General features: G+C 72.4%; 21 protein-coding genes and 1 other RNA gene. 5 read left to right on the forward strand and 17 right to left on the reverse strand.

Going from position 1 to position 17,429, the window contains the following annotated elements:
- Window positions 1–27: 27 nt before the first annotated feature.
- The 7 genes from V7Z97_RS01755 to V7Z97_RS01785 all read right to left on the reverse strand — a co-directional run bounded on the left by V7Z97_RS01755 (window position 28) and on the right by V7Z97_RS01785 (window position 6,620).
- Window positions 28–1,257: a DNA recombination protein RmuC gene (locus V7Z97_RS01755; RefSeq protein ID WP_334161015.1), complete on the reverse strand. Its 1,230-nt coding sequence runs from the start codon at window positions 1,255–1,257 to the stop codon at window positions 28–30.
- Between the two features lie 75 nt (window positions 1,258–1,332).
- The gene (recR, locus tag V7Z97_RS01760; protein WP_334161016.1) at window positions 1,333–1,935 is read right to left on the reverse strand and encodes a recombination mediator RecR; all 603 of its coding nucleotides are present in this window, start codon (window positions 1,933–1,935) and stop codon (window positions 1,333–1,335) included.
- 12 nt (window positions 1,936–1,947) lie between these two features.
- Entirely contained in the window at window positions 1,948–3,090 is a 1,143-nt protein-coding gene (locus tag V7Z97_RS01765; RefSeq protein ID WP_334161017.1) for a M23 family metallopeptidase, read from the reverse strand.
- The gene (locus V7Z97_RS01770) at window positions 3,090–3,416 is read right to left on the reverse strand and encodes a YbaB/EbfC family nucleoid-associated protein (protein ID WP_334161019.1); all 327 of its coding nucleotides are present in this window, start codon (window positions 3,414–3,416) and stop codon (window positions 3,090–3,092) included. Before V7Z97_RS01770 ends, V7Z97_RS01765 begins: the two co-directional genes overlap by 1 nt.
- 6 nt (window positions 3,417–3,422) lie before the next feature.
- The gene (locus V7Z97_RS01775; RefSeq protein WP_334161021.1) at window positions 3,423–5,225 is read right to left on the reverse strand and encodes a DNA polymerase III subunit gamma/tau; all 1,803 of its coding nucleotides are present in this window, start codon (window positions 5,223–5,225) and stop codon (window positions 3,423–3,425) included.
- Between the two features lie 90 nt (window positions 5,226–5,315).
- Window positions 5,316–5,414, reverse strand: an RNA gene (gene ffs / locus V7Z97_RS01780) — signal recognition particle sRNA small type.
- A gap of 51 nt (window positions 5,415–5,465) precedes the next feature.
- Window positions 5,466–6,620 (reverse strand): acyl-CoA dehydrogenase family protein, encoded by a 1,155-nt coding sequence (locus V7Z97_RS01785; protein ID WP_334161023.1) that lies wholly within the window; start codon window positions 6,618–6,620, stop codon window positions 5,466–5,468.
- Between the two features lie 226 nt (window positions 6,621–6,846).
- On the opposite strand from V7Z97_RS01785, the gene V7Z97_RS01790 reads away from it, so the two are divergent.
- Entirely contained in the window at window positions 6,847–7,359 is a 513-nt protein-coding gene (locus V7Z97_RS01790) for a GAF domain-containing protein (RefSeq protein WP_334161024.1), read from the forward strand.
- A 34-nt stretch (window positions 7,360–7,393) separates the two neighbouring features.
- On the opposite strand, the gene V7Z97_RS01795 is transcribed toward V7Z97_RS01790, so the two are convergent.
- Together V7Z97_RS01795 and V7Z97_RS01800 are read right to left on the reverse strand one after the other, a co-directional pair.
- Entirely contained in the window at window positions 7,394–7,675 is a 282-nt protein-coding gene (locus V7Z97_RS01795) for a hypothetical protein (RefSeq protein WP_334161025.1), read from the reverse strand.
- 10 nt (window positions 7,676–7,685) lie between these two features.
- A complete protein-coding gene (locus V7Z97_RS01800) occupies window positions 7,686–7,895 on the reverse strand; it encodes a hypothetical protein (RefSeq protein WP_334161026.1) in 210 nt (69 codons plus the stop codon).
- Between the two features lie 241 nt (window positions 7,896–8,136).
- Here V7Z97_RS01800 and V7Z97_RS01805 point away from each other — a divergent pair, with 241 nt between their 5' ends.
- Window positions 8,137–8,568: a hypothetical protein gene (locus tag V7Z97_RS01805; RefSeq protein WP_334161027.1), complete on the forward strand. Its 432-nt coding sequence runs from the start codon at window positions 8,137–8,139 to the stop codon at window positions 8,566–8,568.
- A 6-nt stretch (window positions 8,569–8,574) separates the two neighbouring features.
- Here V7Z97_RS01805 and V7Z97_RS01810 read toward each other — a convergent pair whose 3' ends face one another.
- Both V7Z97_RS01810 and V7Z97_RS01815 read right to left on the reverse strand, forming a co-directional pair.
- Window positions 8,575–8,754: a rubredoxin gene (locus V7Z97_RS01810; protein WP_334161028.1), complete on the reverse strand. Its 180-nt coding sequence runs from the start codon at window positions 8,752–8,754 to the stop codon at window positions 8,575–8,577.
- The gene (locus V7Z97_RS01815; RefSeq protein ID WP_334161029.1) at window positions 8,751–9,389 is read right to left on the reverse strand and encodes a TetR/AcrR family transcriptional regulator; all 639 of its coding nucleotides are present in this window, start codon (window positions 9,387–9,389) and stop codon (window positions 8,751–8,753) included. Before V7Z97_RS01815 ends, V7Z97_RS01810 begins: the two co-directional genes overlap by 4 nt.
- A 94-nt stretch (window positions 9,390–9,483) precedes the next feature.
- Between V7Z97_RS01815 and V7Z97_RS01820 the strand changes: the two genes are divergently transcribed.
- Window positions 9,484–10,758 (forward strand): cytochrome P450, encoded by a 1,275-nt coding sequence (locus V7Z97_RS01820; protein ID WP_334161030.1) that lies wholly within the window; start codon window positions 9,484–9,486, stop codon window positions 10,756–10,758.
- Between the two features lie 79 nt (window positions 10,759–10,837).
- Window positions 10,838–11,776 (forward strand): NAD(+) diphosphatase, encoded by a 939-nt coding sequence (gene nudC, locus V7Z97_RS01825; RefSeq protein WP_334161031.1) that lies wholly within the window; start codon window positions 10,838–10,840, stop codon window positions 11,774–11,776.
- Here the strand turns inward: nudC and V7Z97_RS01830 are convergent, their stop codons facing one another.
- Entirely contained in the window at window positions 11,777–12,622 is an 846-nt protein-coding gene (locus tag V7Z97_RS01830) for a prephenate dehydratase (protein ID WP_334161032.1), read from the reverse strand. It abuts the gene before it with no gap.
- Entirely contained in the window at window positions 12,619–13,356 is a 738-nt protein-coding gene (locus V7Z97_RS01835; RefSeq protein ID WP_334161034.1) for a 3-deoxy-manno-octulosonate cytidylyltransferase, read from the reverse strand. The genes V7Z97_RS01830 and V7Z97_RS01835 overlap by 4 nt, the downstream gene beginning before the upstream one ends.
- Before the next feature lie 125 nt (window positions 13,357–13,481).
- Here V7Z97_RS01835 and V7Z97_RS01840 point away from each other — a divergent pair, with 125 nt between their 5' ends.
- On the forward strand, window positions 13,482–14,249 hold the full coding sequence (locus V7Z97_RS01840; protein WP_334161035.1) for a c-type cytochrome: 768 nt from the start codon (window positions 13,482–13,484) through the stop codon (window positions 14,247–14,249).
- Here the strand turns inward: V7Z97_RS01840 and V7Z97_RS01845 are convergent, their stop codons facing one another.
- The 4 genes from V7Z97_RS01845 to V7Z97_RS01860 form a co-directional block, all read right to left on the reverse strand.
- Window positions 14,250–15,086, reverse strand: a complete 837-nt coding sequence (locus V7Z97_RS01845; RefSeq protein ID WP_334161036.1) for a C40 family peptidase — start codon at window positions 15,084–15,086, stop codon at window positions 14,250–14,252.
- The gene (locus tag V7Z97_RS01850) at window positions 15,083–16,459 is read right to left on the reverse strand and encodes a leucyl aminopeptidase family protein (RefSeq protein ID WP_334161037.1); all 1,377 of its coding nucleotides are present in this window, start codon (window positions 16,457–16,459) and stop codon (window positions 15,083–15,085) included. Before V7Z97_RS01850 ends, V7Z97_RS01845 begins: the two co-directional genes overlap by 4 nt.
- Window positions 16,460–16,501: 42 nt before the next feature.
- Entirely contained in the window at window positions 16,502–17,020 is a 519-nt protein-coding gene (locus V7Z97_RS01855; RefSeq protein ID WP_442958001.1) for an A24 family peptidase, read from the reverse strand.
- A gap of 120 nt (window positions 17,021–17,140) precedes the next feature.
- Window positions 17,141–17,320 carry a Flp family type IVb pilin gene (locus V7Z97_RS01860; RefSeq protein WP_334161039.1) on the reverse strand — a complete coding sequence of 60 codons (180 nt, stop codon included), beginning with the start codon at window positions 17,318–17,320 and terminating at the stop codon, window positions 17,141–17,143.
- Window positions 17,321–17,429 lie beyond the last annotated feature (109 nt).

The raw sequence follows: 17,429 nt of genomic DNA on the forward strand, positions 1-17,429 counted from the left end.
CCGAGCGTCAAGGCGGCGACTATAGTCTCAGCCCTCGTCGCCCGCCACCAGCCGCACCGTAGGCGCCTCGGCCTTGCCGAGCTTGGCGAGCGGGCGCACGGCGGCCTCCAGGGGCTCGAGCTGCGGCACCTCGCGGCCCTCGTGGTCCACCTTCAGGTCCTCGAACCGGCGCGCCTGGGTCAGCACCTGGGTCTCCAGCGAGCCCACGAACTGGTTGTAGCGGGAGACCGCCGCCTCCAGCGCCTTGCCCACCGAACCGGCGTGCACGCCCATCACCGCGATCCGCTTGTAGAGCTCGCGGCCGAGGTCGGCGATCTTGCGGGCGTTGGCCGCCTGCTCCTCCACCCGCCAGCCGTAGCTCACCGCCTTGCACAGGGCGAAGAGGGTGGTCGGCGTGACGATCACCACCCGGCGGTCCATGGCCTCGGTCATCAGGTCCGGCGCCCGGTCGAGCGCCGCGGCCATGGCTGAGTCCAGCGGCACGAACATGGCCACGAAGTCCGGCGAGTTCTCGAACTGGTCCCAGTAGGCCTTGGCCGACAGCCCGGCGACGTGGCCGCGCACGCTCTGCACGTGGCGCAGGCCGCAGGCCTCGCGGGCGGCGTCGTCAGCCGCCTCCTGCAGCTCCAGGAAGGCGTTCAGCGAGCACTTGGCGTCGATCACGAACACGCCGCCGCCCGGCAGGCGGATGGTCACGTCCGGACGCCTCCGGCCCTCCTCCGTGTCGGTGGAGGCCTGCTCCTCGAAGTCGTAGCGGTTGGCGAGGCCCGCGGCCTCCAGCACATTGCGCAGGGTCTGCTCGCCCCAGCGGCCCTGCACGCCGGCCCCGCGGCGCAGGGCGGCCGACAGCTTGCGCGCCTCCTCCTGGGTGGCGGTCGAGGCCTGCATCAGGGCGGTGATCTGCGCCTTCAGCCCGCCGGTGTCCTCGGCGCGCTGCTTCTCGACCGCGGCGACCTGCTCCTGGAACTTCTGCAGGGTCTCGGCCACGGGCTTCAGCTGCGCCTCGATGCGCGCCTGGGCGAGCTGCTCGCGGTTGCGGAAGGTCTCTTCCGTCTGCTTCACCAGGGCCTCGGCCACCGCGCTCGCCGACTGCGCGGCCTGGGCCTTCAGGTACTCGGCCTGCTGGTCGGCCTGCGCCTCCAGCATCCGCAGCCGACCCTCGGCCAGCCCCGCCCGCAGCCGTTCCTTCAGCGCCCAGGCGACGGCCGCGGCGGCGAGGGCGGCGAAGACGAGGGCGGCGATCATGGCGGCGTTCATGCTGCGTTCTTACCGCGGACGGTGAGTCGGGGCCAGCCTTCCTCCCCTGACGCGAAGACGACCGGGAGGAACGGCCTACGCCGGCCGCCGGGCCCGCATGGCCTGGGCGATGGTGCCGTCGTCGAGCCAATCGAGGTCGCCGCCAACCGGCACGCCGCGGGCCAGCATGGTCACGCTGACGTCGGCCCCGGCCAGCCGGTCGGCCAGGTAGTGGGCGGTGGTCTGGCCGTCGACCGTGGCCGGCAGGGCCAGGATCACCTCGCGCACCCCGCCCTCGGCCGCCCGGGCGACCAGCGGCCCCACGCGCAGGGCGTCCGGCCCAACCCCGTCCAGCGCCGAAAGCAGGCCGCCCAGCACGTGGTAGCGGCCGCGGAAGGCCGCCGCCCGCTCCATGGCCCACAGCGCGCCCACCTCCTCCACCACGCAGATCAGCGAGGCGTCGCGCTGCGGGTCGGCGCAGATCGCGCAGGGGTCCTGGGTGTCGAGGCTGCCGCAGACCGAGCAGGTCCGCACCCGCTGGGATGCCTCGGCCAAGGCGTCGGCCAGCGGGTTCAGCAGCTGCTCGCGCCGCTTGAGCAGCGCCAGCGCCGCGCGCCGGGCCGATCGGGGCCCGAGCCCCGGCAGCTTGGCGAGCAGGCCGATCAGCCGCTCGATCTCGGGTCCCGCGGACGAGGCCAAGTCAGTTCCCCCTCACGGCGCGAAGTCGACGACCGCGTTGGCGCCCGGCAACTCGCCGGACGCCGGCCGGGGCCGGGCCGCCGCCGCGCCGGTCCAGCCCTCGGGCCGTTCCAGCACCGCCAGCGAGGGTACGTAGCCGCGCACCGACATGCCGTCGAACGCGTAGGCCAGGCCCTCGCCGCCGAGCGCCGTCGTTCCGTCCGAGACATGGATGTGCAGGTGCGGCGCGTCCGACTGCCCGGAGTTGCCGAGGCTTCCCAGGACCTCGCCCCGGCGCACCTTCTGCCCCGGCCGCACCTTCACGCCGCCGGGCCGCAGGTGGCCGTAGAACACCCGCGCCCCGCCGCCCACGTCCAGCACCACATGGTTGCCGCCGATGGTGGCGAGACTGACCGGCACGGCCGGCGCCGCGCCCGGGACGTTGTCCGGCAGGTCGTCGCGCACCGCCGCCACCGTCCCGTCCGCCACCGCCAGCACGTCCGCGCCATAGCCGGTCCAGGACTCGTTTCGCGCCGGATCGCCCCGGAATGGCCGCCCCCGGGCGTCCAGCTGCACGAAGTCGATGGCGTAGCGCTGGGAGATCCGCGCGTGGCCGTCCACCACCGCCAAGGTTCGCCGGTGGTCGGACTCATTGGAGAGGGCGTTGGCCGCCAGCCAGCCGGCGCCCTTCAGCGGCGGGCCCAGGCGCAGCGGCGCGCCCGCCACCGCCACCGCGCCCGCCTCCACCATCGTGCGGCTGGCGGGGGCGTCGGGCGAGGCGCCGCGCACCCGGATGCGGTGGACGAGCTTCGACGGCGCCCGGCCCGCCGAGGTCTGCACGTCCAGGAACACCACCACGAAGCCGCCGGGCGGCACGACAAGCTCGGCGCCTTCGGCGGGCGAGGGGCCGCGGTGGGCGACCATCCCCGTCAGGGCCGCGGCGTCGAAAGCGGCCAGGCTGCGGCCGGCCGGATCCAGGGCCTCCAGCCCCTCCAGCGTCACCGGCCGCGGCGCGAAATTGGTCAGCCGCAGCTCGTAGAGGATGTGCAGCCGCTCGCCCGAGCGGACGGCCGTCGCCCGCGCCGGCGCGCCCACGTCCAGCGGCACGACCGACGGCTCGCCCGCGGCCGAGGCGGCGAACCACGCCGCCGCCAGCGCCCCCAGGAGTCCGGTCATCAGAACTTCGGCATGCCCGGCAGGCCCATGCCGGCCAGCGGGCCCGCGGCCTCGCGCATCATATCGGCCTGCTGGGCGTCCAGCTTGCGCTTGGCGTCGGCGTGGGCGGCGACGATCAGGTCGGAGACCACCTCGCCCTCGCCCGGCTGCATCAGGCTCTCGTCCAGGTCCACGCGGGCCAGCTCGCCCGAGCCCTTCAGCGTCACCTTGACCATGCCGCCGCCGGAGGTGCCTTCCACCGACAGCTCCGCCAGCCTGGCCTGCGCGTCCGCCAGCTTCTGCTGCATCTGCTGCGCCTGCTTCATCAGGGCGTTCAGGTCTTTCATCGGCGGCTACTCCTCGTCACTTTCGTCTTCCGGCGGCGGCGCGGCGGCCGCCTCCGGCTGGGGCTGGTTGCGGATGGAGACGATCTCGGCGCCCGGGAAGGTCTCCAGCACGGACCGCACGAAGGGATCCTGTTCGATCTGGGCGCGGACCTCGCGCTCCTCGCGCTTCTGCTTCTCCCAGAGGCTCTCGGCCCCGCCGCCGCCCTGGGCGACGATCAGCCAGCGCTCGCCGGTCCATTCCTTCAGCCGTCCGACCAGCCGCTGGGCGAGGTTGGCCGGCGCCCCGGGCGCGGGTTCGTACTCGATGGCCCCGGGCCGGAAGCTGATCGGACGGACGTAGCGCTCCACGTCCAGCTTCAGGGCCACGTCGCGGCGCCTGTCGATCAGCGCCAGCACGTCCTCGAAGCTCTGCAGGGTCGCCGCCGGCTCCGCCGCCGCGGCCTGCGGCATGGGCCGGCGCGCCACCGCGCTCGCGCCACCGCCGCCGCCGTGGGACGCGCCGCCGCCGCCCCCGCCGCCGGAGGGGCCCGCGCCGCCGCCCACCGGCTCGCCGGCCTGCAGCTTCTTCAGCGCCTCCTCCGGCCCCGGCAGGTCGGCGGCGTAGGCCATGCGGATGATCGCCATGTCCACCGCCGCCGCCGCGTCCGGGGCGCGCCGCACCTCCTCGTAGGCCTTCAGGATCAGCTGCCACATCCGCGACAGCACCCCGGCCGAGATCGAGGCGCCCACCGCGGCCAGCCGCGCGGCCTGTTCCTTGGGCATCACCAGCGCCTGCGGCCCGATCGCCTTGGCGACGCTCGCCCCGTGGCAGTGGTCCAGCAGGTCCAGCATCACCTGGTCGGGATTGGCCCCGTAGCCGTAGAGCTGGCGGAAGGTCTCGATCGCCGGGCCCGCCTCGCCCCGCATCACCTGCTCGAACAGGGCGATGGTCTGCGCCCGGTCGGCCAGGCCCAGCATGTCGCGGATGCTCTCGGCGGTGACCGTCTGGCCGGGCTCGGCCTGGACGATGGCCTGGTCCAGCATCGACTGCCCGTCGCGCACGCTGCCCTCGGCGGCCCGGGCGATCAGCATCAGCCCCTCGTGCTCGACCCGCGCGCCCTCGTTCTCGCAGATCATCTCGAGGTTCTTCAGCAGCACCTCCGGCTCCACCCGCCTGAGGTCGAACCGCTGTGTCCGCGACAGGATGGTCACCGGCACCTTGCGGATCTCGGTGGTGGCGAAGATGAACTTGGCGTGCGGCGGCGGCTCCTCCAGCGTCTTCAGGAGGGCGTTGAACGCCCCCGTCGACAGCATGTGGACCTCGTCGATGATGTAGACCTTGTAGCGCGCCTCGACCGGGGCGTAGCGCACGCCCTCGAGCAGCTCGCGCATGTCGGCCACGCCGGTGCGGGACGCGGCGTCCAGCTCCAGCACGTCCATGTGCCGGCCCTCGATGATCGAGCGGCAATGGCGGCCCTCGCCCCTGAAGTCGAGGGTCGGCTCGTGGATCTCGTCGGTCTCGTAGTTCAGCGCCCGGGCGAGCAGCCGCGCGGTGGTGGTCTTCCCCACCCCGCGCACCCCGGTCAACATGAAGGCGTGCGCGATCCGGCCCGTGGCGAAGGCGTTGCGCAGCGTGCGGACCATGGCCTCCTGGCCGTACAGGTCCTCGAACGTCCTCGGCCGGTACTTGCGCGCGATGACGGTGTAGGCGGCCGACTCCTCCGCGGGCGGCGCGGGCGGCGGCTTGGGCGCCTCGCCGAACATGTCGCCCGTGTTCGGGTCCCGCTCCGGCGGCAGGTCAGAATCGAGCGTCAGGTCTTCGTCCGCCATGCGGCCATCTAACGGGACCGCCCCGTCCCGGCAAAGTGGAAAGCCCCGGCAAAGTGGAAAGCCCCGGCTGGGGCCCTGTGAAGCGGGGAAAGGTGGAGACCGGACAACGACCCGCAGGTGATCTCGTTGTGGCTGCTGCCTTCCGGCCCTGACCAGGTTGGCGAGGCCTCCGCCCGTCGCCGATCTCCGCTGGGGCATATGGAGGAGAAGGCCCGCGGGGGCAAGGGGATAGGCCGGCGGCTAGAGCGGCGGCAGGCCCAGGGCCGCCCGGCCGAGCCAGGTCTTCAGGATGTGGCTGGTGGGCGACATGACGTGGGAGGCCTGGGCGTCGCGCATCAGCCGTCCGGCCTTGCCGTGAGCCTCATACCCGCGGCCGCCGAGCAGCGTCATGGCGGCGGTCGTGGCCGAGACGCAGGCCTCCGACACCTCGATCTTGGCGGCGAAGAGCGCCGCGTTGGCCTCCGGCGAGCCGGCGTCCCACAGCGCGGCGGCATGCGCCACCACCTGCCGGGCGCGGACGACCGTGCGCCACAGGTCGGCGACCTGTTCGACGAGCAGCGGCTGTTCGCTCAGCGTCTGGCCGGTATGGACGTGGACGCGGGTCTGCAGGTGCTCCACCGCCGTCCGCAGCGCGGCCTCCGCGACGCCCAGGTAGACGCCCGACATCGCCACGAGGAAGTAGGGCGCCACGACCTCGAAGACGTACCAGCTCTGGTCACCCTCGGCGCCGAGCAGGTTGCCGGGCGGGAGGGTGGCGCCGTTCAGGAACATCCGCGTCGAGGAGTTCCCGCGCATGCCGAACCCGGCCCAGGGCGGCCCCCAGTCCAGGCCGGGGGCGGTGCTGTCCACCAGCAGGCAGGTGAAGGTGCCGGGATCGATCTCATCCCCGTGCAGGACCGCCGAGACGACATAGGAGTCGGCCTGGCCGCCGTTGGTGACGAAGCTCTTCTCGCCGTGCAGGGCGAAGCCGCGGCCGGTCACGCGGAACGTGGTGCGCGGCTGGTAGAAGTGGGCCCCGCTGCCCGGCTCGCTCAGCGCCAGGCTGGTCACGTGGCGGCCCTGCGCGATGGGGGCGAGGTAGCGCTGCTCCTGGAAGGGCGTCGCCTTGGCCGCGATCACGGCGGTGGCCACGCAGTGCATGGCGTAGCACATGGCCGACGAGGAGCAGCCGATGGCCAGCTCCTCGGAGATCCGGGCAAGCGCCCGCAGGCCAAGCTCGTGACCGCCCAGCCGCCTGGGGACGTGCAGGCCCATCAGGCCGGCGTCGGCGATCGCCCGGAGCTGGTCGGAAGGCCAGATCGCCTCGGCGTCCGTCTGCTCCGCCCGCGGCGCGAGCACCTCGGCCGCCAGCCGGCGGGCCCGCAGGGCGAGGTCCTCGATGGGATCTTTCGGCACGGGCCGACACTCCTCCTGATCTCGGAGCGGCTCTGTTAGACGGCGCACGCCCATATGTCATCCGCCCCCGGTCCCCGCCGCGCCGCCCACCTCCGGCGGGCGCCCGCGAACGTCCCGGAAGGACCGCGATCGGCCTAGCCGCGCCGGCGCCTGGCCCTTATGGTGCAGGGTTATCCAAGGGATGGTCGTGGAACAGAGAATCGCAGAGCGCCTGGAAGCCCGCCTCGTGCGACAGGCGCCCCTTCCGCCGGCCACGGGCCCGTCCGCCGGCGCGCTGCGCGAGCGTCTGGAACGGCTGCTGCTCGACGTGGAAGACGAGATCGGGGGCGACATCCTGACCTCGATCCTGCTCGTCGACCGGGACGGAAAGCGCCTCTTGCACGGGGCGGGCCCCAGCCTTCCGCCCAGCTACAACCAGGCGATCGACGGCGTCGAGATCGGGCCCAACGTCGGCTCGTGCGGCACGGCGGCCTACCTTGGCCACCCGGTCTATGTGGTCGATATCGCCCTGAGCCCGTTGTGGGCCGATTTCCGGGATCTTGCCGCCGAGCACGGCCTGCGCGCCTGCTGGTCGACGCCCATCGAGAACGACCACGGGCGCATCGTCGGGACGTTCGCGGTCTACCACCGGACACCGCGCGGCCCCACGCCGGATGAGGTGGAGGCGATCGGCCTGGTGTCGCGCGTGGCCGCCAAGGCGATCGAGCGCCATCTTCCCCACGGCGCCTCGCCGCCCTGAGCCCCTCCTGGGGCTGCCGCCTTCGGCGCCCCCCTCACCGCGCCGCCCGCCCCGGCTCCACCAGGGTCGTCACCCAGCGCATCCGGCGGCAGCGCGGGCAGGGCCAGGCGACGTGGCGGGCCACCGCCGCGATCGGGGTCATCGAGCTGCCCAGCTTCTTCACCACCAGCCGCTCGGCGATCCGCGCCGGGTCGTAGGTCTTCGCCCAGGAACAGGCCGCGCAGTGCAGCCGCAGCCGCGAGCCCGGATGCGCCCGCCAGGACGCCAGCGGCGCGTGTGTGTTGACCGCCAGCACCTCCATTTCGTGGGCCGCCATGGTCCGCGCCTCAGTGCGCCCGGGCGGCGTAGAAGTCGGGATCGCCGGTGAAGTGGCGGGCCGCCTCCACCAGGGCCTGCTGGGCGGCGTAGAGCACCAGATAGTCCGGCCCGAACGGGCGGTAGCACATCTGCATCCGGATGAGGGCGTCGTGCAGCGGCCGCAGCTCCTCGAACGCTGCCTTCGGCTGGACCAGCCCCGTGTAACGCACCACCACCATGTGAACCTCCTGCACTCGTATAGAACAAACGCAGAACATCCTCGCTTCAGCGACTCCGCCCAGGCTGTATTTTCGTCCGTCGCTCAACCCTCGCTTGGCGCCTTCGAGCCATCCCGCTTGCAGGGAGGGCTTCTGAGACGCGATCCCCCTGGCCGTGATCGCCGTCACAGGTGGCGCGCGCGCGGATCAGCCACCCTCGAGGTCGACGTCGTCAGGCGTCCACGCAGTTACGGAGACCGCCATGAAGCCCACACTCCCGATCCTGTTGCTTCTCGCTACCGCCCCTTCGCTGGCGGCAGCCCAGCCGCTCGCGTCCGACCGCGGCGGCGTGCCGAAGGGGATGGTCGCCTTCTTCCAGCTGAATCAGTGTCCGAGGGGCTGGGAGGACATCCCGCCCAACTGGCAGGGCCGCTACTTGGTCGCCACAGTGGGCGCTGAGGCGCCTGGACAGGTGGTCGGCGAGGCGCTCGCTCCGCGGGAAAACCGCGCGGCCGGGGCGCACACCCACGCCGCCGGGACGGCCTTCGTGGGTGGGAACTGCACCGATGGCAAGTGCGCCGGCTGGAGCGAGACCGGCATCGAACGCCGCCCCCTGACCACGAACGCCGGCGCGGGGCTCAAAGCCGGCACGAACGCGCCCTACGTGGCCTTGCGGGCCTGCGTGCGGAACTGACGCCCGTCAGATCTCCACCATGTCGAAATCGGCCTTGGCCGTGCCGCACATGGGACAGACCCAGTCGTCCGGGATGTCCGCCCAGCGGGTCCCGGGCGCCAGGCCCTCGGCCGGGTCGCCGGCCGCCTCGTCGAAGATGTAGCCGCAGGTGCGGCACTGCCAGGTCTTGTACGGCGGCTCGGTCATGGGCGGTCTCCCGCCCCGAAGGCGAGGCGCAGGGTGGAAAGGCTGGTCTCGCGGATCGGGTCGAGGTCGGTCGCCGGGTCCACCAGGATCTGCATGGACAGGCCGAACAGCAGGCCGCCGATCATCAGGGCCGCGGCGGCCGGATCGACCTCGCGGCGGATGTCGCCCTCGGCCTGGCCCCGGCGCACCAGGGCCTCGAGCCGGCGCTCCACCCGTCCGTGCTCGGCCGCGAACGCCGCGCGCAGCTCGGTGGCGTCGGCCACCGCCGCCGACAGCAGCATGAAATAGGCTCGCGCCTCGTGCTCGTCGGCCAGGGCCCGCAGGTACAGGTCCACGAAGGCCAGCACCGCCTCGAGCCCCGGCCGGGCGTCGATGTCATGTTCGACGAGCGCGGCCTCCTGCTGCTCGTGCAGCCGCTCGATCACAGCCTCGATCAGCTGCTGCTTGGAGCCGAACCGCTGGGTGGCCAGGCCCCGGCTGTAGCCCGCCTCCCGGCCGATGGCCTCGAAGGTCGCGGCGCTCACGCCGTCGCGCGCCACCACGGCGATCGCCGCCGCCACCAGGCTGCGGCCGGACTCGTCGCGGCGCTCGGCCTGGGTTCGGCGGGCGGGCCTGGAAGACGCGAGCTGGTCCATGACGCTCCAGTTACTTGTTGGTCGCATAGTAACTAAGTGGTATCCGGTTCGGCAAGCGCCCCATCAGCGGGCGCATCATCGAGGAAGCGCCGTCATGATGATCCCGAAGGACCTGGCCGAAACCATCGTCGACCCGCGGGCCTACCAGGACCGCCGCCGCAGCGACGAGGCCTTCACCCGCCTGCGCGCCGAGGCGCCGCTGGCCGTCGCCCAGCCGGACGGCTTCGACCCCTTCTGGGTGGTCACCCGCTTCGACGACATCCAGGCGGTGGAGAAGCAGAACGAGCTGTTCCACAACGGCGACCGCTCCACCGTGGTCACCACCATCGAGGCCGACCGCAAGGTGCGCGCCATGATGGGCGGCTCACCCCACCTGGTCCGCTCCCTGGTCCAGATGGACAACCCCGACCACTTCGCCTACCGGCGCCTGACCCAGGCCTGGTTCCTGCCGCAGAACCTGCGCGGGCTCGAAGCCCGCATCCGGGAGATCGCCCGCGGCTTCGTGGACCGCATGGCGGAGCACGGCGGGCGCTGCGACTTCGCCCGCGACGTGGCCTTCCTCTATCCGCTGCACGTGATCATGGAGGTGATGGGCGTGCCCGAGGCCGACGAGCCCCGGATGCTGAAGCTCACCCAGGAACTGTTCGGCAGCGCCGACCCCGACGTGAACCGCTCGGGCCAGGCGCTCACCGACACCGACCAGGCGCTGGCCTCGCTGCAGGCCACGGTCATGGACTTCATGACCTACTTCAACGCCATGACCGAGGACCGCCGGGCCAACCCGCGCAACGATCTGGCCAGCGTCATCGCCAACGGCGCCATCGAGGGCCAGCCGCTCGGCCATCTGGAGGCGATGAGCTACTACATCATCGCCGCCACCGCCGGGCACGACACCACCTCCAACACCACCGCCGGCGGCCTGTGGGCGCTCTGCGAGCACCCAGACCAGTTGGCCAGGCTGAAGGCGGACCTGTCCCTGATCCCCGGCCACGTGGAAGAGTCCATCCGCTGGGAGACCCCGGTGAAGCACTTCATGCGCACGGCCACCGACGACACTGAGCTCGCCGGCCAGAAGATCGCCAAGGGCGACTGGCTGATGCTTTGCTACCCGTCCGGCAACCGCGACGAGGCGCACTTCACCGACCCGTTCCGCTACGACATCGCCCGCAGCCCCAACAAGCACGTCGCCTTCGGCTACGGCGCCCACGTCTGCCTCGGCCAGCACCTCGCCCGCATGGAGATGCGCATCCTCTGGGAGGAGCTGCTGCCCCGGCTGGAAAGCGTCGAGCTGGACGGCACGCCCACCCGCACCGCCGCCAGCTTCGTCTGCGGCCCGAAGTCGGTCCCCATCCGCTACAGAATGCACTAAGCCGTCCAGCAATCCCCCGGCCTTGGCGTGATCCCGGGCCGGATAGCCCGACGCGCGGGAACCGCTTAGAAGAAGCGCCATGGCTCTCGACGTCTTCCTCAACACCTTCGCCGGCAACCCGCTGGACCGCGCCAGCGACCGGCGCGGCGACGCCGAGTGGCTCGCCGCCCAGCTGGCCAGCCCCGACGCGCTCGGCCTCGCACTCTGGAACGGCAAGCCCCTCGTCGAGAAGGCCGGCGATCCGCGCGAAGACGGCGGCGACCTGCAGATCGCCTACCTTCCCACGCGGGTGGTGACCGAGCTCGCCGGCGGCATGGAGCGGCTGCTGTTCATGGGGCTGTGGAAGGAGACGGCGATCTTCGCCGTCGATCTCGGCGGCTCGACGGATCCCGCCGAGTCCACGCTGCAGGGCCTGGGCCGCTTCGAGGATCTGCGCGCCGTGGCCCTGCGCGTGCCGGCGCCGGAGGCCGCCATCCTGGCCACCGCCAAGGCGATGTTCGAGTGGCGCCGCCGGCACGACCACTGCGCCGCCTGCGGGGAGTCCACCCGGGTCGTGGACGGCGGCTGGAAACGCCAGTGTCCGTCGTGCGAGGCCGAACACTTCCCGCGTACGGACCCCGTGGTGATCATGCTGCCGTTCCACGGCGACCGCTGCATGCTGGGCCGCCAGGAGGCCTGGCCCAAGGGCATGTTCTCCGCGCTCGCCGGCTTCCTCGAGCCGGGCGAGAGCATCGAGGAGGCCTGCGCCCGCGAGCTCGCCGAGGAGGCGGGCCTGCGCGCGGTGCGGGTGCGCTACCACTCCAGCCAGCCCTGGCCCTATCCCTCGTCCCTCATGATCGGCCTGATCGCCGAGGTGGAGGACGACGAGGGCGCCCCCGACCAGACCGAGCTCTCCGAGGTCCGCTGGTTCACGCGCGACCAGGCCCGTGACCTCCTGGCCGGCAGGCTCGACGGCGTCGCCGCCCCCAACCGCCTCGCCATCGCCCACCAGCTCATCCGGGCCTGGGTGGAGGAGTAGTCAGCCCCGGCTGCGGAACGGGTCGGCCGGATAGACGCCGAGGATCTCGAACCGCTCGGAGAAGAACTTCAGCTCGTCGAAGGCGAGCGCCACGCCGCGGTCCTCGGGCCGGCCGTCCACCTCGGCGTAGAAGAAGGTCGCCGTGAACGCGCCGTTCTCCATGTAGCTCTCCAGCTTGGTCATGTTGACGCCGCTGGTCGCGAAGCCGCCCAGCGCCTTGTAGAGCGCGGCGGGGATGTTGCGGACGCGGAACACGAAGCTGGTCACGCAGGGGCTGGTGAAGGGCGGCGCCGGCGGGTTCGGATCGGCGGTCATCACCAGGAAGCGGGTGGTGTTGTTGTGCTCGTCCTCGATGTCCCGGGCGAGGATCTCCAGGCCGTAGATCTCGGCCGCCAGGGCCGGCGAGACCGCGGCCTTGGTCGGGTCGGGCCGCTCGGCGAGCAGCTTGGCGGCGCCGGCCGTGTCGCCGGTGGCCTCGGTCTTCAGCTTCAGCCGCCGGATGGTCTTGCGGCACTGGCCCAGCGCGATGGGCATGCTCATCGCGACCTTCACGTCCTCCAGCTTCACGCCGGGGTTGGCCATCAGCTGGAAGTGGATCGGCTTGAACCGCTCGCCGATGATCTTCAGGCCGGAGTTGGGCAGCAGATGGTGCACGTCGGCCACCCGGCCCGCGATGGAGTTCTCCACCGGGATCATGCCGAGTTGGCAGTCGCCCGACTTCACCGCCTCGAAGGCGTCCTCGAAGCTGGCGTGCGGCACGGCCTCGTAGGCCGGGAAGTGCTGGGCGCAGGCCTCGTGGGAGTTGGCGCCCAGCTCGCCCTGGAAGGCGATGCGTCCCTTGCTCATGAGGCTTCCTTCGCGAAATCGCGGGCCCGCTCCAGGTCGGAGGGGCTGTCGACGGAGATCGGCGCGTCGCGGGCGACGGCCGCCCAGATGGAGAGGCCGAGCTCCATGGCGCGCAGCTGCTCCAGCTTCTCGCGCCGCTCCAGTGGTGAGGGCCGGGCGGCGTTGAACGCCTCCAGCGCGGCGCGCCGGTAGCCGTAGATTCCGATGTGCCGCCAGACCGGACCGTCGCCGTAAAGGGTCGAGCGGGTGAAGTAGAGCGCCCGGCCGGTGCGGCCGTCGGCCTGCATGGCCAGCACCGCCTTGACCACGTCCGGGTTCGTCCGGTCCGCGGGCGAGGCCTCGGGCGCGACCACGGTGGCGATGTCGCAGGCCGGCTGGTCGGCCAGCAGCCGCGCGCAGGCCGCCACCACCGAAGGCTCCACGAACGGCATGTCGCCCTGCAGGTTGATGACCACGTCGTGGGCGCCGGCCGGGTCCAGCTCGGCCAGCGCGGCGAGGATCCGGTCCGAGCCGGACGGCAGCCCGGGGTCGGTCAGCACGGCCCGGCCGCCGGCCTGTTCCACCGCCTCCACGATCTCGGGATCGCCCGCCGCCACGGCCACCGGACCAGCCCCTGCGGCCTGGGCCCGGCGCAGCACGCGGACGACCATCGGCATGCCGCCGATATCCGCCAGGGGCTTCCCCGGCAGGCGGGTCGCGGCCATGCGCGCGGGGATGAGGATGATGGGGTTCATGGCGGAGCAGTGGAGGTTGCGCGAGCGGCGGTAGCGTGTAAGAGAGCCACGCGCAATAAGGGGCGGGATTCCCGCGCGTTTCGCCGGTGCGCGCGCCGGCCGTGGAGAGGGCCAACTTAGGGACTATGAGCGACCTCACCTTCAACAAGGTCGCCGGCGCGCTGCTGGCGACGGGCCTGGCCATCGTCGGCCTCCGCGAACTCTCCAACGGCGTGTTCGCCCCGCACGAAGTCGAAAAGCCGGGCTACCTGGTCGAGGTCGCAGCGGAAGAAGGCGCCGGCGGCGCGGCCGCCGAGGCTCCGATCGACTGGGGCACGGTCCTGCCGACCGCCGACGTCGCCGCGGGCGAAGCGGCCTTCGCCAAGTGCAAGTCCTGCCACACCGTCGACGCCGGCGGCGCCAACGGCACCGGCCCGAACCTGTTCGGCGTCGTCGGCCGCGCTCCGGCCGGCCACGGCGGCTTCGCCTACTCCGATCCCATGAAGGGCCTCGTCGCCACGGTTCCGCGCTGGGACGACGAGCACCTCTCTGAGTTCCTCGCCGCGCCGCAGAAGTACCTCCCCGGCACGAAGATGACCTTCGTCGGCCTCAAGAAGGCCGAGGACCGCATCAACATGATCGCCTACCTGCGGACCAAGGGCGGGACCCTGCCGATTCCGGCGCCCAACCCGGCCGCCGCTGCGGCCCCGGCCGAGGTCGACCCGAACGCCGCGCCGGCCGAAGGGGCCGCGGCCGAGGGCGAACCCACGGCGACCGGCTCGACGGCGACGCCGGCCACCACCTCGGGCGGCCCCGCCGGCCAGGGCGCGGGGGCGATCTCCCCGGGGGCGCCGAGCGAGCAGCGCGGCTCGAGCGCGGCCGCCCCGACCTCTTCGGGCAGCAGCCGCCAGTAGTCAGACGAGACGTCGGAAGGCGGTGGGCTCCCCATAGCCCCCGCCCGAGATTCTCGTGATCGCCGCCTCCAGCGGCTCGATCACCGTCGCCATGTGATGGCCGTTGGCGTGGACGATACGCTCCGCATCCACGCCGATGGCCACGTGGCCCTTCCAGAACACAAGGTCGCCGCGCCCGAACTCGCCGCGGGCGATCCCGCGCCCGAGCTTCTCCTGCTGGTCGGCGTCGCGCGGGCAGGCCAGGCCGCAGGCGAACAGCGCCTGCTGGACCAGGCCCGAGCAGTCGAGCCCCAGGCTCTCGCGCCCGCCCCACAGGTACGGCGCCCCCACGAACCGCTCCGCCACGCCCGCCCAGTCGGCCTCGAAAGCCCCGATCGGCGCCAGGTGCTCGGCCGTCATCCAGCCCGCGCCCGCCACCTTCGCCAGCCGCCCCTCCCGGGCCTCGACCCGCACGAGGGCGTTGAGCGAATAGGGTCCCAACGCCCGCGACTTGATGCTGGGCTCGGCGAAGGCGTAAGTGCGGATGGCTGCGACCCGGTGGGTCAGCGCGGGTCCCCGGGGGGCGAGCTTCGCCGCCTCCACGAAGCCCACGTAGCCGTCGCGGCGCGCTTGCCCGAAGACGAAGGCGCCCTCCTCCTCCAGCACCTCGAAGGTCTCGCCGAACAGCAGCTGGTCCATCTGCTCGGAGGCGGCGTCCGGCGCCCGGTGGATGCCGGCGGCGGGGACCGCGCAGGTCAACGGCCGGGGGTCCAGGTAGACCTCCGCCGCGACCAGGCCCTCCAGGCCCCGCGCCGCGATGCCGTCGCGGAGCAGGGTGACGCGGGGATCGAAACTCACGCGAAGCGCTCGCGGATCATGGCGTAGAGGCCGCGGATAGCCTGGGCCTCGCCGCCGGTCGGCCAGCCCGGCCGGTTGCGCGGGTTCCAGGCGAAGATGTCGAGGTGGACCCACGGTCCCTTCGGCGCGAACTTCTGCAGGAACAGCGCCGCCGTAACCGAGCCCGCCTGGGCCCAGCCGTCGGGATCGTTCTTCAGGTCGGCGACGTCGGAGTCGAGCGCGTCGGCGTAGGGGCTCCAGAGCGGCAGGCGCCACAGCGGATCGCCCACGGCCCTGGCGTGCCGTTCGATCTGGGCGGCGAGCTCCTCGTCGTCGGTGAAGAACGGCGGCAGCTGCGGGCCCAGCGCAATCCGCGCCGCCCCGGTGAGGGTCGCCAGGTCGAGGGTCAGCGCCGGCTCCAGCTCGGCGGCGCGGGTGAGCGCGTCGGCCAGGATCAGCCGGCCCTCCGCGTCGGTGTTGCCGACCTCCACCGTCAGGCCCTTGCGGGTCGCCAGCACGTCGCCCGGCCGCATGGCGTCGCCGGAGATGGCGTTCTCCACCGCCGGCACGAGCACGGCCAGGCGCACCGGCAGGTTGGCGGCCATGATCATGCGTCCGAGCGCCAGCGCGTGCGCCGCCCCGCCCATGTCCTTCTTCATCAGCCGCATGCCGGCCGACGGCTTGATGTCGAGGCCGCCGGTGTCGAAGACCACGCCCTTGCCGACGATGGCCACGAGCGGCCGGCCCGCTTCGCCCCAGCTGATCTCGATCATCCGCGGCGCGCGCTCGGGCACGGCCGCGCGGCCCACCGCATGGACCGCGGGATAGTTGGCCTCCAGCAGGCCGTCGCCTTCGATCACCGTGCAGTTCGCCCCATGCTGCTCGGCGATCTCCCGGGCAATGGTCTCGATCTGCAGGGGGCCCATGTCGTTGGCGGGCGTGTTGACCATGTCCCGCGCCAGGGCGCAGGCATGCGCCACCTGGCGCACCTCGGCCACGTCGACGCCCTCGGCGACCAGCCGGGCCCGCTCGTCCTTCTTCGCCTTGTAGCGGTCGAACCGGTAACTCCCGAGCGCGAAGGCGAGCGCCGCCTGGCCGCGATCGATCCCGTCCGGCGCCTGATCGATGCGGTAGGTCCCGCCCGGCAGCTTCGCCGGCAGACCACGGAAGGCCATGGCGTCGGGCGCGGCGCCCAGGCCGAACAGCACGGTGTGCAGGCCGCCGTCCTCGCCGGGGACCAGCAGGACCTGGCCGGCCTTGGCCTTGAACTCTGAGAAGGCGGCGAAGCCGCGCACGAAGGCCGGCGCCGCGTCGAGGACCGCGCCGAGCTCGGCCTCGGTGAGGGCCTGGATGGGGATGGCGGTCGCGGCCGCCTCGAGGATCACGTCGGACATGGCCGCCTCACCTAGGCGGAAGTCGCCGGCCGCCGCAACCGGTCAGGCGAGCACCTCGAGGCCCTTCATCAGCGGCGACGCCGGAAGGGCGGCGAGCGCGCCCACGCAGATGGCCACGCCGTAGGGCACGTTCTCCCCCGGCTCGGCCAGCCGGTTCAACCATGACGGACCCGACGAGACCAGCGGCCGCAGCCACACGGAGCGGATCGCCAGCAGCGACAGGGCGAGCGCGCCGCCGGCGATGCAGGTGACCAGCAGGAAGCTCGCCGCCGCCGACCAGCCCAGCCACAGGGCCGCGGCCGCGAACAGCTTGGCGTCCCCGCCGCCCAGCCAGCGCAGGGCGAACATGGCCATGCCGGCGACTAGGGCCAGGACGCCGAGGCCGGCGTGCAGCCCGATCGTCGGCAGCGGCAGGCCGATCGCAAGCGCCGCCGGCGGGAAGGCCGCCAGCAGGCCGAGCGAGATCCAGTTCGGGATGGTGTAGCTCACCGCATCGCGCAGGGCCGCCACGATCAGCAGGGCCGGAAAGATCAGCACCAGGGCGGCGGCGAGGAACTGGATCATCGGGACCTCCGTCGTGGCCAGCATCGGGCCTGGGGGTGAACGGAGCGTTGCCCACCCCCAATAGAAAAGGCCCCCGGCGCGGGGCGCCGGGGGCCTCTTTGTCTGATCAGGCGGAGCTTAGGACGCCGGAGCGGCCGGAAGCTTCGCGGCGACCGTGTCGAAGGTGCCCGAGAGCTTGGTGCCCATGGCGGTCAGGGCGGTGACGAGCACCACGGCGACCAGGGCGGCGATCAGGCCGTATTCGATGGCGGTGGCGCCGGATTCGTCCTTGATGAAGCGGGTCATGAACTTGGACATGGTGTGATCTCCCAACAATCTTGCAAGCAGTCTTCGCAGGGCTTCCAGCGATTGCCTGCTCGCCCTAAGTGCACGATCACTTTCCACGGCCGCGCTTAATCCGCCATGA

The organism is Phenylobacterium sp. (assembly GCF_036821595.1).
In the GTDB taxonomy this organism is placed as follows: Bacteria; Pseudomonadota; Alphaproteobacteria; order Caulobacterales; family Caulobacteraceae; genus Phenylobacterium.

What these genes read in the sequence shown, in the direction of transcription:
- V7Z97_RS01810 (WP_334161028.1), bottom strand. Translation starts at nt 8,754, where the DNA reads ATGACCGAGCCGCCGTACAAGACCTGGCAGTGCCGCACCTGCGGCTAC.
- V7Z97_RS01850 (WP_334161037.1), bottom strand. Translation starts at nt 16,459, where the DNA reads ATGTCCGACGTGATCCTCGAGGCGGCCGCGACCGCCATCCCCATCCAG.
- V7Z97_RS01860 (WP_334161039.1), bottom strand. Translation starts at nt 17,320, where the DNA reads ATGTCCAAGTTCATGACCCGCTTCATCAAGGACGAATCCGGCGCCACC.
- V7Z97_RS01805 (WP_334161027.1), top strand. Translation starts at nt 8,137, where the DNA reads ATGAAGCCCACACTCCCGATCCTGTTGCTTCTCGCTACCGCCCCTTCG.
- V7Z97_RS01840 (WP_334161035.1), top strand. Translation starts at nt 13,482, where the DNA reads ATGAGCGACCTCACCTTCAACAAGGTCGCCGGCGCGCTGCTGGCGACG.
- V7Z97_RS01820 (WP_334161030.1), top strand. Translation starts at nt 9,484, where the DNA reads ATGATGATCCCGAAGGACCTGGCCGAAACCATCGTCGACCCGCGGGCC.
- V7Z97_RS01795 (WP_334161025.1), bottom strand. Translation starts at nt 7,675, where the DNA reads ATGGCGGCCCACGAAATGGAGGTGCTGGCGGTCAACACACACGCGCCG.
- V7Z97_RS01755 (WP_334161015.1), bottom strand. Translation starts at nt 1,257, where the DNA reads ATGAACGCCGCCATGATCGCCGCCCTCGTCTTCGCCGCCCTCGCCGCC.
- V7Z97_RS01830 (WP_334161032.1), bottom strand. Translation starts at nt 12,622, where the DNA reads ATGAGCAAGGGACGCATCGCCTTCCAGGGCGAGCTGGGCGCCAACTCC.
- V7Z97_RS01835 (WP_334161034.1), bottom strand. Translation starts at nt 13,356, where the DNA reads ATGAACCCCATCATCCTCATCCCCGCGCGCATGGCCGCGACCCGCCTG.
- V7Z97_RS01775 (WP_334161021.1), bottom strand. Translation starts at nt 5,225, where the DNA reads ATGGCGGACGAAGACCTGACGCTCGATTCTGACCTGCCGCCGGAGCGG.
- nudC (WP_334161031.1), top strand. Translation starts at nt 10,838, where the DNA reads ATGGCTCTCGACGTCTTCCTCAACACCTTCGCCGGCAACCCGCTGGAC.
- V7Z97_RS01765 (WP_334161017.1), bottom strand. Translation starts at nt 3,090, where the DNA reads ATGACCGGACTCCTGGGGGCGCTGGCGGCGGCGTGGTTCGCCGCCTCG.
- V7Z97_RS01815 (WP_334161029.1), bottom strand. Translation starts at nt 9,389, where the DNA reads ATGGACCAGCTCGCGTCTTCCAGGCCCGCCCGCCGAACCCAGGCCGAG.
- V7Z97_RS01800 (WP_334161026.1), bottom strand. Translation starts at nt 7,895, where the DNA reads ATGGTGGTGGTGCGTTACACGGGGCTGGTCCAGCCGAAGGCAGCGTTC.
- V7Z97_RS01770 (WP_334161019.1), bottom strand. Translation starts at nt 3,416, where the DNA reads ATGAAAGACCTGAACGCCCTGATGAAGCAGGCGCAGCAGATGCAGCAG.